Source organism: Kitasatospora sp. NPDC057692 (assembly GCF_042799475.1).
Classification (GTDB): domain Bacteria; phylum Actinomycetota; class Actinomycetes; order Streptomycetales; family Streptomycetaceae; genus Kitasatospora.
This window is the reverse complement of sequence record NZ_JBHVIV010000023.1, coordinates 88,842-101,478: the sequence shown is the minus strand read 5'-3', so window position 1 is coordinate 101,478 and position 12,637 is coordinate 88,842. Positions and strand designations below refer to the sequence as shown.

At 76.4% G+C, this 12,637-nt stretch carries 9 protein-coding genes and 3 tRNA genes; 7 read left to right on the top strand and 5 right to left on the bottom strand.

Features of this window, described 5'->3' with window-relative positions:
- On the bottom strand, nt 1-2,588 hold a 2,588-nt coding region (locus tag ACFVFS_RS15820), incomplete at its 3' end, for a PAS domain-containing protein (RefSeq protein ID WP_380624343.1).
- Between the two features lie 179 nt (nt 2,589-2,767).
- On the opposite strand from ACFVFS_RS15820, the gene ACFVFS_RS15815 reads away from it, so the two are divergent.
- The 6 genes from ACFVFS_RS15815 to ACFVFS_RS15790 all read left to right on the top strand — a co-directional run bounded on the left by ACFVFS_RS15815 (nt 2,768) and on the right by ACFVFS_RS15790 (nt 8,413).
- Nucleotides 2,768-2,861: transfer RNA gene (locus tag ACFVFS_RS15815), tRNA-Ser, on the top strand.
- A gap of 226 nt (nt 2,862-3,087) precedes the next feature.
- Nucleotides 3,088-3,163, top strand: a tRNA-Arg gene (locus ACFVFS_RS15810).
- Nucleotides 3,164-3,194: 31 nt separating this feature from the next.
- Nucleotides 3,195-3,270 (top strand) — tRNA-Arg (locus ACFVFS_RS15805).
- A 285-nt stretch (nt 3,271-3,555) separates the two neighbouring features.
- Nucleotides 3,556-5,946, top strand: coding sequence for an Ig-like domain-containing protein (locus tag ACFVFS_RS15800; RefSeq protein ID WP_380624341.1), 2,391 nt, complete (start codon nt 3,556-3,558; stop codon nt 5,944-5,946).
- Between the two features lie 185 nt (nt 5,947-6,131).
- The gene (locus ACFVFS_RS15795) at nt 6,132-7,421 is read left to right on the top strand and encodes an SPFH domain-containing protein (protein ID WP_380624339.1); all 1,290 of its coding nucleotides are present in this window, start codon (nt 6,132-6,134) and stop codon (nt 7,419-7,421) included.
- Nucleotides 7,418-8,413, top strand: coding sequence for a C40 family peptidase (locus ACFVFS_RS15790; RefSeq protein ID WP_380624337.1), 996 nt, complete (start codon nt 7,418-7,420; stop codon nt 8,411-8,413). The genes ACFVFS_RS15795 and ACFVFS_RS15790 overlap by 4 nt, the downstream gene beginning before the upstream one ends.
- A gap of 75 nt (nt 8,414-8,488) precedes the next feature.
- On the opposite strand, the gene ACFVFS_RS15785 is transcribed toward ACFVFS_RS15790, so the two are convergent.
- Nucleotides 8,489-9,454: an aldo/keto reductase gene (locus ACFVFS_RS15785; RefSeq protein ID WP_380624335.1), complete on the bottom strand. Its 966-nt coding sequence runs from the start codon at nt 9,452-9,454 to the stop codon at nt 8,489-8,491.
- Between the two features lie 127 nt (nt 9,455-9,581).
- On the opposite strand from ACFVFS_RS15785, the gene ACFVFS_RS15780 reads away from it, so the two are divergent.
- Nucleotides 9,582-9,779, top strand: a complete 198-nt coding sequence (locus tag ACFVFS_RS15780) for a hypothetical protein (protein ID WP_380624333.1) — start codon at nt 9,582-9,584, stop codon at nt 9,777-9,779.
- A 57-nt stretch (nt 9,780-9,836) separates the two neighbouring features.
- On the opposite strand, the gene ACFVFS_RS15775 is transcribed toward ACFVFS_RS15780, so the two are convergent.
- The 3 genes from ACFVFS_RS15775 to ACFVFS_RS15765 are packed head-to-tail and all read right to left on the bottom strand — an operon-like array spanning nt 9,837 to nt 12,575.
- Nucleotides 9,837-10,940: an endo alpha-1,4 polygalactosaminidase gene (locus ACFVFS_RS15775; RefSeq protein ID WP_380624331.1), complete on the bottom strand. Its 1,104-nt coding sequence runs from the start codon at nt 10,938-10,940 to the stop codon at nt 9,837-9,839.
- 22 nt (nt 10,941-10,962) lie between these two features.
- Nucleotides 10,963-11,673, bottom strand: coding sequence for a spherulation-specific family 4 protein (locus ACFVFS_RS15770; RefSeq protein WP_380624329.1), 711 nt, complete (start codon nt 11,671-11,673; stop codon nt 10,963-10,965).
- Nucleotides 11,670-12,575: an NAD-dependent epimerase/dehydratase family protein gene (locus tag ACFVFS_RS15765; protein WP_380624327.1), complete on the bottom strand. Its 906-nt coding sequence runs from the start codon at nt 12,573-12,575 to the stop codon at nt 11,670-11,672. Before ACFVFS_RS15765 ends, ACFVFS_RS15770 begins: the two co-directional genes overlap by 4 nt.
- Nucleotides 12,576-12,637 lie beyond the last annotated feature (62 nt).

Genomic DNA, 12,637 nt, shown 5'->3' with positions numbered 1-12,637 from the left:
GGCGCGGACGGGCCGCCGGCCTCGCCGCCCGGGCCGGGCGGGACGGCCAGCCGGCGCCGCCGACCGGTCGGCGTGGGCGCGGCGGGCTCGGGCGGGGCGGGCGCTGGACCGGCGGGCAGGGCGTGCTCCAGCCCCGGGTAGACGGGGGTGTCGGTGACGCCGGGCAGGGCGAACCCGCCGGAGGAGTCCTCGCCGCCGGGCAGCGCGCGGCGGCGCCGGGACGGCCGGTGCTCGGCCTCGCCGCCGCCGTCGGGGCCGGCCGGGGCGGCCGGGGTGGACTCGCCGCCGCCGGGACCGAGCGCGATCGGAACGCGCGCGGCGCCCTCGCCCTCGGCGGCCCGGCGCTCGCCGGTACCGGCGGTTCCACCGCTCCCGTCACCGGGGCGCTCGTCCGGACGTCCGCCGTCGACCGGAACCGCGTAGGCGGTGCCGGAGCGGCCGTCGTCCTTGCCCCAGGGGTCGTTCTGCGGGCCGCTCGGGCCGCCCAGCCGCTGGCGTCCGTACGCGGGGTCGTTGCCGGTGCCGTTCCACTGCTCGGGGACGGCCCGTTCGATCCGGGCGGGGGCGTTGGGCCACTGGTCGGCGGGGATGTCCGGGGCGTCGGCGCCGACGGGGGCGGTGGGGTCGGCACCGTCGCGGCCCGGCTGCTCCGGGGCGGCGGGCGGCAGCTCGACGGCCGGCCGGCCGCGGCGTCCGCGCCGCTGCTCGACGGCCGGCGCCTCGTCCGGCGCACCGCCCGCCGTCGCCGGGTCGGCCTGGGCCTCGGTTCTCCGGGCGTCGGCGGAACCGTCCGGCGCGCCCTCCCGGGAGCGCTCCGCCGGACCGGCCCCCGGACCGTCCGCGGCGCCCTCGGCGGCGGCCGGCTCCTCGGCCGGGTCCGTGCTCGGCAGCTGGGGAATGCCCGGAAGGTCGGGCAGGACGGCGCTGTCGCTCTCCTTCGGACGGTCCGACCGGCCCTCGGTGGACGCGCGCTCGGCGGCGGCCTTGGCGGCGGCCGGGTCCAGCGGCAGCTCGACGACGTACGTGGTGCCGGCGCGTCCCGGCAGCTCGTGCGGCTGGAGCACCCCGCCGTGGCGCTCGACCACCGCGCGGGCTATCGGCAGGTGGACGGGGCTGCCGCCGCGTCCGGGGCCGCGGATCTCCACCCGGGCGACCTCGCCGCGCTGCGCGGCCGCGAGCACCACGGCCGGCACGTCGCCGCCGGCCGGCGGCAGGGCGGGCGTGCCGGGGGCGGCGAGTCCGGGGGAGGGGAGCTCGGGGGCGGCGTCGTCCAGCGCGAGGCCGACACCGCTGACGTCGGCGACCAGGTGGGCCAGCGCCCGGGCGAGCCGCTGCTCGTCGGCGATCACCTCGACGGCGGCGGCGTGCACGGAGAACCGCACCCGGCCGGCGCCGACCAGCTCGCCCGCGTGCTCGACGGCCCGGCGGACCACCTTGTCCAGCGCGACCGGCACCTGCTCGGCGGTCTTCCGCCCGCCCTTGCCGTCCGTACCGGTGCCCTTGCCGTCGGAGCCGCCGCCCTCGCCGGCCTCGGAGCGCTGGTGGTCCAGCACCCCCTCGATCAGCTTGCCGTAGCGGCGGCACTCGTCGGCCAGTCGGCGCAGGGTCCAGTTGGCCTCCGGCCACAGCTGCCCGGCCGGATCGGCGGCGAGCGCGTCGATCCGCCGGTGCAGCGCGGTCAGCGCACCGCCCAGCTCGCTCTCCAGGACGGCCGTGAGGTGCTCGTTGCGGGCGACCAGTGCCAGTTCGCGGCTGCGGTCGGTGAAGGTCATGACGGCGCCGACCAACTGGTCGCCGTCCCGGACCGGGGCGGTGGTGAGGTCGACGGTGACCGGGCGGCCGTCCTTGCGCCACAGCACGGTGCCGCGCACCCGGTGCTTGCGGCCGGAGGTCAGGGTGTCCAGCAGCGCGGACTCCTCCAGCGCCAGCGGGGTGCCGTCGGCCCGGGAGTGCTGGATCAGCGGGTGCAGCTCGCGGCCGCCCAGCTCGCTGGCCCGGTACTCCAGGATGTGCGCGGCGGCCGGGTTGACCAGCACGCAGCGGCCTTCGAGGTCGACGCCGAGCACGCCCTCGGCGGCGGCCCGCAGGATCATCTCGGTCTGCTTGTGCTGGCGGCGCAGCTCCGCCTCGACGCCGAGCCGGCCGGTCAGGTCGCGGACCAGCAGCAGGAGCAGGTCGGAGGAGCGGGAGCCCTCGCGGTACGGGTCGTAGGGGACCGGCGGCGCATAGCCGGTGCCGGAGCCGGCGCCGGCGCCGGACCCGTCGTCGTCGAAGTCGTTGCCGGAGACCTCGACCGGGAAGGTGGTGCCGTCGGTGCGCCGGGCGGTCATCCGCACCGGGCGGTCGAGCGCCTCGTCCTCGCGGGCGGCGGGCCGCATCGAGCCGGGGATCCGGCTGGGGTCGAACTCCGGGAGCAGGTCGAGCACGCCCATGCCGACCAGCGAGGTGCCCGGCGCCTGCAGCGCCTGGACGGCCGCGCTGTTGGCGTCGACGACGGTGCCGTTGCTGTTCACCAGCAACAGCGCGTCGGGCAGGGCGTCGAGTATGGCGGCGAGGCGAGCAGCGCCTCGGATCGGCCTGCTGCTCACGTCGACAGGTCTCCTCGGCTCAGGGCAGCTCTCTCCGGAGACGGCAGTATCTCATTCTTCTTTGCGGCGGGGACGACCCGCCTAGTAACGTTGGCGGCGGTTGGTGCCGGGCCCCCGGGTTGTGGCATCATCACAGGCACAAGGAACGAGTCCGCGCACGCGGGCTTGCTCCGTGTGGAGGAGGCTTCGCCTAGTCCGGTCTATGGCGCCGCACTGCTAATGCGGTTTCGGGGTTATTCCTGATCGAGGGTTCAAATCCCTCAGCCTCCGCCAGCCGGGAGCCCCGTCGACGATCTTGTCGGCGGGGCTCTTCGCATGTCCGGGCACCTCCGAGGGCGTGCCGGAGGGGTCCGGGACGCGTCGGGGGTGCCCTGCGGACACACCCGGAGGCGGGCCGTCGAGGAGTGTCCGAGGTGCCCGGATCAATCGATTTCGCCCCGCGCCGCAGGTCATGTAATGTTGTCCCCGCACCGCCCCGGAGGAACGTTCGCCAGGGCGAGCGCTCATAGCTCAACGGATAGAGCACTTGACTACGGATCAAGAGGTTGCAGGTTCGAATCCTGCTGAGCGCACCAAACTCCGCAAGACCGGGTCCGCCCGGAACTTGCGCTCATAGCTCAACGGATAGAGCACTTGACTACGGATCAAGAGGTTGCAGGTTCGAATCCTGCTGAGCGCACCATCGAGAGACCCCCGGCCGACGGTCGGGGGTCTCTGCGTTTCCCGGGTTAGGGTCCGGGGCCGGGTTCGGGCGTTCGGCCCGGTTGGCCGCCCTATGGGTGAAATGCGGTTCTTTCGGGTACATCCCGTCCTGCCGGTCGGAGGGCCGCCAATCGGGTGTTATGCGGCCAAGGGCGCAAGTGTCGCGGTATGACCGGCTCAGGATCGTGATTCCGTTTTGTCTGATCTTGTGCCCAGCCTGCCCGGCCATCCAGGCCGCTCGGCAGTCGATGCGAAGGAGAGCCGGATGAACCGACAGTTCCCGGCGGCGGCCGCAGCCCTGGCGGCCGGGCTGTTGATCGGCTGGAACCCGCCGCTCTCGGCCGCCCGACAGGCCTCGGCCACCTGGACCGCCGAACGGCGGTCGGTGTTCCCCTCCGGCCTCTCCGCACAGCTCGGCCTCTCCGCCGCTCCCGGCGCGACCGCCGCCGGGACCACCCCGGAGCCACCGCGGCTGCAGCCCGGCCGCGAGGAGCGCCAGGGCGCCGGCCCGGCCGTCGGCTTCCCCGAGGAGGCGGTGGTCGGCCACGACTACCGGCTCACCGTGCCCGTCGCGGTCGGCGAGGCGCCCGCCGTCCTGGCCGGCTGGGTCGACTTCGACCGCAACGGCCGGTTCGACCCGGTCGAGCGGGTGCAGACCGAGATCGCCCCCGGCGGACGCAGCGCCACCCTGGAGTGGACCGTCCCCGCCGGGGCCTCCTCCGGCGAGACCCGGGCCCGGCTGCGGATCGGCCGGGACGCCGCCCAGGTGCTGCCGGCCGAGGGCTCCGCCGACTCCGGGCAGGTCCTGGACCAGCGGGTCCGACTGACCGTCGGGGCCGCCCGCCCGGAGATCTCCCAGCCGGCCGACGGCGCCACCCTCACCGAGACCCGCCCCCGGATCTCCGGGACGCGGGCGGCGACCGGCGCCACCGTCGAGGTCCGCGAGGGCGACGGCGCGCTCTGCCGGGTCCGGGCGGCCCGGGGCGGCGACTGGTCCTGCCGCCCGGACTCGGCGCTGGCCGAGGGCCCGCACACCCTCACCCCGGTGCTGACCACCGCCGCCGGCAGGGTGCTGCGCGGCGATCCGGTCCGGCTCACCGTGCGGACGGCGGCGCCGGGCACGGCGGTGCTCACCCTGCCCGGGTTCACCAACGACCCCGGCATCCGGCTGACCGGCGCGGGGGAGGCGGGCAGCACCGTCGTCGTCACCGACCGGGCGTCCGACGGCCAGGAGGCCGACCTCTGCAGCACGGCCGTCCGGGCCGACGGCGGCTGGTCCTGCCTGCCGGTGGAGAACCTCGCGGACGGGCGGCACCGGCTCACCCCGGCCGCCGCCGACCTCGCCGGGAACCGGACCGCCGGGCAGCCGGTCGAGCTGGTGGTCGACACCGTGCCGCCGGACCGCCCGGTGCTGACCGCGCCGGCCGCCGGGGAGACCGTCCGGGCGGCCCGGCCCCGGCTGGCCGGGAAGGCCGAGCCCGGGGCGCGGGTGCTCGTCACCGCGGGGCCGGAGCGCGATGGCGGTGCCGCGCGGATCGTCGCCTGCGGGGCGACGGCGGCCGTCGACGGCAGCTGGACCTGCACGGGCAACCGGGATCTGACGGACGGGGAGCAGTGGCTGGTCGTCACGGCGACCGATCAGGCGGGGAACGGCACGGCGGCGGACGCGGTGGCGGTCCGGGTCCGGGCGGCGGGTCAGGCGGCGGTTCCGGCGCCCGTGGCGACGGCGGCACCGACAACGGCGGCTCCATCGGCGACGGTGTCGGCGGCGACGGCGAGCGCCGCCGCCACGCCTGCACCGATGGCCGCCCCGACACCCACGCCCACGCCGACCCGCACGCCCGCGGCTCCGGTCACGTCCACGGCCGCGACGGCCACGTCCACGGCCGCAGCGGTGCCGACCGCGGTCGGGCCCTCGGCGCCGCCCTCCGCACCCGCGCCCCCGGTGGCCGTCCCGGCCCCGGCGGCCACCTCCCCGGTGGTGCCGAAGCCTTCGGCCGTCACCCCGGCCCGGCCGTCCCCGTACGTGCCGGTTCCGTCCGGCCCGGCGACCCCGTCCCCGGCGGTGCCCGTGCCCGCCGCGGCGCAGGCCACCGTCCTGCTCGGGCTGCTGCCGGTGGTCGTCCCGCCGGGGCTGCTGCCGGTCGTCGTCGCGGCGCCCGCTCCGGCGGCCGCGGCACCGGCCCCGACCCCGGCCCCGACCCGGAGCGCGTCCCCGGCTCCCGGCTCCGCGGCCCGGTCCTCCTCGGCCCCGGCGTCCCCGAGTCCGAGTGCCCGCCCGAGTTCCGGTCCGAGTTCCGGTCCGACCCCGTCCCTGCCCCCGTCCCCGAGCCGGACCGCCACCCCCTCCACGACCCCGGCCCCCGCCGGACCGGCCCCCGCCTCGGACCAGGAGCGGGCCGACCGGGCGCCGGCCGCTCCGCCGCCGGGCGGGTCGCGGCAGGCGGCCCGGACCACCGCCACCGACGCCGCGACCGGCACCACCGACACCGCCGGCCCGGTCGGCGCACCGGAGCCGTCCTCGCCGACGGCGTCCGACCGGCACCGGTCGGACGGCTGGCGCGGAGCGCTCGCCGGGGTCCTGCTGGTGCTCGCCGGCCTCGGGCTGATCACCCGCCGGGTGATGGGCCGGGGATCCGGCCCCCGGCGGCGCTGAACCGCTCTCCCAGTCCGCCCATGTGTCTGCGCGTCAGTCCCGGCTTCGGATGATTCGTCAAGAAATGTCGACACGCACTGGTTCAAATGTCGCATTTGATGACGTATGAACTTAGCCTGGCTCTGGCACTGCCCGTCAGATCCGGGCCGCCCGTTGCGCGACACACTGAACCTGAGGATCCGTGCATGGACGTCACCCGCGATTCTTCGCAGCGACCCGACCACCTGCCCAAGGCGTTCCCCCCGCCACTGCCGGAACGTTCCGCCTCCGGCGCCGGCCCGCTGACCAGGGCGGCGAGGACGCCCAGACCCGCCCAGCCGGTCGACGGCGGCCCGGCGACCACCCCGATCGCGGTGGTCCCCGGGCCGGCTGTCGGCACACCCGTCGACCTGCGCGATCCACTGGAGACGGCGGACCCGATGCCGCCGGTGACCGCGAAGATCCCGCCAGTGGACGAGCCGGAGGCCTCCCCGGGCGCGGCGGCGACCGCCACCTCGCGCCGCCCGCCGCGCGCCGACCAGGCGCTCCGCGAGCACACCGCCGCCGGCCTGCCCGGCTGGATCGCCCTGCTCGGACTGCTGATCGGCACCGCCGCCGTCCTGCTGGTGCTGGTGCGCGACGGCGCCGTCCCGTACTGGGACGTGCTGCCCGACCTGCGCTCGGCGGCCGCGAAGGCCAGCGGCCAGGCCGAGGTGACCGGCCGTTCGGTGGCCGCCGTCGCCGTCGCCGGACTGCTCGTCGTCCTCTCGCTCGCGGGCCTGCTGGCCAACGCGGGCGGCGAGACCCGGGTGCTCACCCGCTGGGGTCGCTACCGGGGCACCGTCCGCCGCACCGGCCTGGTCTGGGTCAACCCGTTGCTGCGCCGCCGCCGGGTGGACGTCCGGCTGCGGCACTGGCGCAGCGAGCCGGTCAAGGTGGTCGACCGCACCGGGACGCCGATCGTCGTACGGCTGCTGATCGTCTGGCGGGTCAAGGACACCGCCCGCGCGACGCTGGCGATCGAGGACCACGAGAGCTACCTGCGGGAGCAGGTCCAGGCGGTGCTCACCCGGACCGCCTCCACCCTGCCCTGCGACAGCAACGCGGCGCCCGGGCCCGCGCTGCGCGACGGCCAGTGGTTCGCGGACGAGCTGACCAGGGCGCTGGCCGCCGAGGTCGCGCCGGCCGGCCTGGAGGTCTACTCCGCGCAGCCGCTGGCGCTGGACTACGCGCCGGAGGTGGCCGAGTCGATGCGCCGCCGACGGCTGGCCGACCTGGACGCGGGCCTGCGCACCGTGCTGGTGGACGACGCGGTCGAGGCGGCGGCGCTGGCCGTGCGCCGGCTGGAGCGGGCCACCGCGCACGAGCTGGACGAAGCCGCCCGGAGCGCGCTGATGGAGCAGTTGCTGGTCGCCTTCGTCGCCCCGGCCGGAGTGGCCGCCTCGGTACCGTCCCCGGCCGCCCGGGCCGGGCGGAAGGAAGGACGACCGGCATGAGGATAGCCACCGGCACGGACGCCGTCCCGGCGTTCGCGGACATGGATGTGGACGCGGACGTGGACGCGGACGGCGCGGCGCTGATCGGCTTCGAGGAGAGCCTCGGCAGCATCCCGGCGATCACGGGCTGCGGCTGCCCGAACTGCGCGGCCCGGCCGCGCACCGCCCGCGCGGCGGAGCCGTCCGGCGGTGGCCGAATACACCGGGCGGTCCGAAATACCTGCCTGGCCACCACGGTGCTGGCCGGCGCCGGCGTGGTCGGTCTGACCGCGGGCGCCGGGGCCGCGCACGCCGCGCCGGGCAAGCAGGGCTGGGACGGTTCGAAGTACTGGTTCAAGAACGGCAGCGGCGAGTGGCGCTACACCAGCCACTACAGCGTGTACACGAGCGCGGTGGGGGGCGGCTCCGGTTCCGCCACCGCGCAGCAGGCCGTCTCCAACGGCTCGGCGGCCTCCGGCGGGATGCGGCAGGGCTGGGACGGTTCGAAGTACTGGTTCAAGAACGACGGCGGTGAGTGGCGCTACACCAGCCACTACGACGTCTACCTGGCCCGCACCGGCCAGTCCGGCGGCGGCTCGGGGGCGTCGGCCGGCACCGCCGCGCCCGCCCCGGCCGAGACGCGGTCGGCCGGCCGTCTGGAGTCGGCGATCGAGTACGCGCTCGCGCAGCAGGGCAAGCCGTACGTGTGGGGCGGCAACGGTCCCTCCGGCTACGACTGCTCGGGGCTGGTGCAGCAGGCCTACCGGAAGGCGGGGATCAGTCTGCCGCGGGTGGCGGACGACCAGTACGCGGCGACCACTCCGATCACGGCGGGGCAGCTGCGCCGCGGCGACCTGCTCTTCTGGTCGGACAGCGGCCGGGCCTCGGGCATCCACCACGTGGGGATCTACCTGGGCGGCGGCAAGTTCGTCGAGGCGCCCCGGCCGGGCAAGACGGTCCGGGTGTCGACGATCAGCAGCGGCTTCTACCCGACCCACTTCGGCCGGCCGTAGGGCACGGCGCGGGAGCGCGCGAAGGGGCGCGCCGTCCACGACCGGTGGACGGCGCGCCCCTTCCGGGTGACGGCCTCAGGCGGAGGCGTCGTCCAGCAGGGTGGTCTGCGCCGGGGTGAGCTCCAGCGCGGCGGCGGCCAGCAGCGGCGGGAGCTGGCCGACGGTGCGGGCGCTGGCGATCGGCGCGGCGACCGTCGGCCGGGCGGTGAGCCAGGCCAGGGCGACGGTGGCGGGCTCGACGCCGTGTTCGGCGGCCACGGTGTCGAGCGCCTCCAGCACCTTGGGGCCGCGCGGGTCGTCCAGGTAGCGGGCGGCGCCCTCGGCGCGGGCGCTGGTCACCTCGGCGCCGCCCGGGCGGTACTTGCCGGTGAGGAAGCCGGAGGCCAGCGCGTAGTACGGCACGGTGGCGAGGCCGTGCGCGGCGACGACGTCGGCCAGCGGGCCCTCGAAGGTGCCGCGGGAGACCAGGTTGTAGTGCGGCTGGACGGCGGTGTAGCCGGTCAGGCCCTCGCGCTCGGCGAAGGCGAGCGCCTCGGCGAGCCGGTCGGCGCCGATGTTGGAGGCGGCGACGGCGCGCACCTTGCCCTCGCGCACCAGCGCGTCCAGGGCGGTGACGAACTCCTCCACCGGGGTGTCGTCGTCCTGGTGGGTGTAGTAGAGGTCGATGTGGTCGACGCCGAGGCGGCGCAGCGAACCCTCGGCGGAGGCCTTGATGGTGGCCGCGGCAAGCCCGCGGGCCTCGGGGTGGAGGCCGACCTTGGTGGCGATGACGACGGAGTCGCGGTTGCCGCGGCTGCGCAGCCACTTTCCGATGATGGCCTCGGACTCGCCGCCGGTGTTGCCCGGCACCCAGGAGGAGTAGGTGTCGGCGGTGTCGACGAAGTTGCCGCCGGCCGCGGCGTAGGCGTCGAGGACGGCGAAGGACTCGGCCTCGTCGGCGGTCCAGCCGAAGACGTTGCCGCCGAGGGAGAGGGGGAACACCGAGAGCTCGGAGCGGCCGAGCTGCACGTAACGGGGGGCGTCGCTGCGGGAATCGGTCATGGTCCGAGTCAACCCGATCGGCCGGGTGGTCATTCCGTGAACGAGGCGGACTTCACACGCCCGTCGCACGCCCGCAGCGCGGAGACCGGGTGTCGGGGCGGTCCGCGGATTCGTTAGAGTCCCTGCCATGGCTGACAACGAGTACGACCCCGCCGGCAGCACCCAGATGTTCCGGGCCTTCGTCGAGGAGACCCCGGCACCCCAGGCGCCGGGCTCCGTCAACACCTACGGCGGCAACAACGGCAGCCGTACCGGCAGGATCGCGGTGATCGCCGTGGTCGCCCTCGTGGTGCTGGGCGCCGTCGTCTGGCTGGCCGTCAAGTAGTGTGCGGGGTGGCACGCCTGGCGGTCCGACGGCCCGCCGCTGCCGGACCCTGCCTCGTCAGCAGGGCTTCCGCCAGGCGTCCAGCTCCAGCTTCTTCTGCATCGAGCTGAAGCCCAACGCCTTGGTGCGGGCGCAGAACTTCTCGGTGCCCAGTTTGTACTCGACGTGGAAGACCGCCTTGCCCGCCTGGATGAAGGGGGAGAGGCGGGCGCACTCGTCGAACTGCGCGCACTCCTCGTTCACGGCGAAGTCGAAGTCGTTCAGCAGCGCCGGGACCTGCTCCAGGTCGTTCTTCAGGCCGATCGCCAGGCCGCGCTCGTGGGCGAGCGCCGCGAGCATCCGGTTGTAGCGGAGCTGGTCGTCCGCGGTCAGCGGGAAGCCGCTGTTCTGGTTGTAGGCCTCGATGGTGTCGGGTTCGACGGCGTCGAAGCCCTTCTGCCGGCACATGTCGAAGCGGGCGGCCATCAGCGGCTTCAGCTGGTCGATCTTGCGGATGTCGAACCACTTCTCGCCCTTCCAGCCGTTGCCCGAGCCCTGGAGGGCCTGGGCGAAGGCGGCTGAGTCGGGGCGGTAGTCCTCCCAGGAGCCGGCGTTGATGTAGCAGATCACCTTGCGGCCCTTGGCGTGCAGGGCGGCGACCACGGAGGCGTCGGTCTCGAAGCCGTCGATGTCGTAGACGGGGACGTCCACGGACTGGTCGACGCTGCCGCCGAGTTGCCACTGCCAGGCGAGGCCGGGGGCGGGCTGCCAGCGGCCGCCGCCGGCGCCGCCGGGTGTGCCCGGAGTACCGGGCGCACCGGGGGAGTTGGGGGTTCCCGGGGTTCCGGGGGTGCCCGGAGTCCCCGGAGCCGCGGGCGTGCCCGGGGTGCCGGACGGGGCCGACGGGCGGCCCGGGGCGGTCGGTGAGCCCGGGCCGTCGGGCGGGGTCGGGGTGCCGGGGGCGGCCGGCGTCCCCGGGGTGCTCGGCGCGTCCGGGGTGGCCGGCGCGGTCGGAGCTCCCGGGACGGGGGCGGCGGTGGCCGCCGGGGGCGGGGCCGGGGTGGCTTCGGCCGAGGTGTCGTCCTCGTCGTCCGAGCCGGAGCTGCTGCACGACGTCGCCAGCAGGGCGGTGGCGGTGGCGAGGGCGAGGGCGGCCCACACGGGCCGGATACGGCGGGTCACGGTGCACGGACTCCGGATCGGGTCAGATGGGTTCGGGTTCGGCGAGCGGCCGGTCGGCGGTCAGCTGGTGCGGCAGGGTGCTCCAGGGGTTCTCCCCGGCGCCCGGCACCGCGCAGCCGACCCCGGCCCGTCGTGCGGCGATCAACGCGGCGGCGTCCCCGGCCCGTTCGGCGGGGACGCCGTAGACCAGGTGGCAGAACCGGGCGGCGGCGTGCCGGCCGGTCCACAGCGGCAGGGCCAGCGCCTGGTACGCCGCCCAGTCGCCCTCGAAGGTGACCAGCAGGTCGGCCAGGCCGACCTCGGCGTACCCGGGGTCCGGGTGGTCGCCGTGGCCGAACACCACGGTGGCGCAGCCGGCGGCCCGGGCCGCGGTGGCGAGGCGCCGGTAGTGCGGCAGCGCGCCGGGCGCGGCGGACACCTGGTCGAGGTAGACGCCGGTGATGCCGTGGCGCTGACGGTAGGTCAGGATGTCGTTCACCACGGCGGCGTGCGGCCGCCGGCCGTAGTCGGTGTCGGCGTAGCCGAGCAGCGGCAGGCCGGCCTTGCGGAGCTTCTCGGCGGCCTCGGTGAAGACGTGGTCGGGCTCGCCCGGACCGTCGGCGAGGTTGAGCACGACGGCGGAGACGAGCTTCGGGTCGGCGGCGGCGACCGCCTGCCAGGCCGCCGGGTCCACCGCGGGGTGGACGTAGAGCGGCACCAGCAGGCGGCCGTCGGGGTGGTGGCCCCCGGTCATGCGGTGACCAGCGGTGCGGTGGAGAGCCAGAGGTCGCGCAGCGTCTCGTCGAGCCCGGTCGCCGGGTGCCAGCCGAGCGTCCGGGCGGCGGCCGACACGTCGCCCTGCTGCCAGGAGACCGCCGCGGAGCGCTCCGAACCGGCGCCGCTCTCGTCGATCCGGCCGGCGAAGCCGGCCGCCGCGACCAGACCGTCGGCGATCGCCCGGACCGGCCGGGCCTGCCCGGAGGCCAGGTTGAGCACCCGGGGCAGCGGGCCCCGGGCGGTGACGGCGAGCGCGACCGCGCGGGCGACGTCCCGGGCGTCGACGAAGTCGCGGTGGGCCGAGAGGTCCCCGACCCGCACCACTCCGTCGGCGCCCTCGGGCGCGGCCCGGCGCAGCTCGGCGGCGAGCCGGCCGGGCAGCGAGCCGGCCGGGGCGCCCGGGCCGACCGGGTTGAACACCCGCAGCACCACGGCGTCCAGCGGCGAGCCGGCCACCGCGAGGGAGCCGGCCAGCTTGGTGGCGCCGTAGACGCCCACCGGGCGGGCGTCGGCGTCCTCGGCGAGCGAGCTGCCGGGGGCGCAGACGCCGTACTCGCCGGCCGAGCCGATGTGCACCAGCCGGGCCGCCGGGGCGCCCTGGCCGAGTGCCTCGGCGAGCACGGCCGGACCGCGGGCGTTGACCTCGGCGAGGGTGACGGCGCTGCCGGAGACGGCGCCGGCGAAGTTCACCACCGCGTCGGGGGCGAGCGCGGCCAGGTCCTCGCCGAGCGGACCGGCCTGGGCGGTGGCCAGGTCGAGCCGCAGGTCGTGGTCGGGCCGCCGCCCGGCGGTCAGCACGGTGGCGCCGGGCAGGGCCCGCAGGGCGGTGGCGGCGTGCCGGCCGAGGAAGCCGTCGGCGCCGAGCAGCAGGATCCTCACGCGGCCCGTCCGTCGTTCTCGGGGCCGGCCGGGACCGTGGCCGCGGTGGCCGTCGGCTGCCC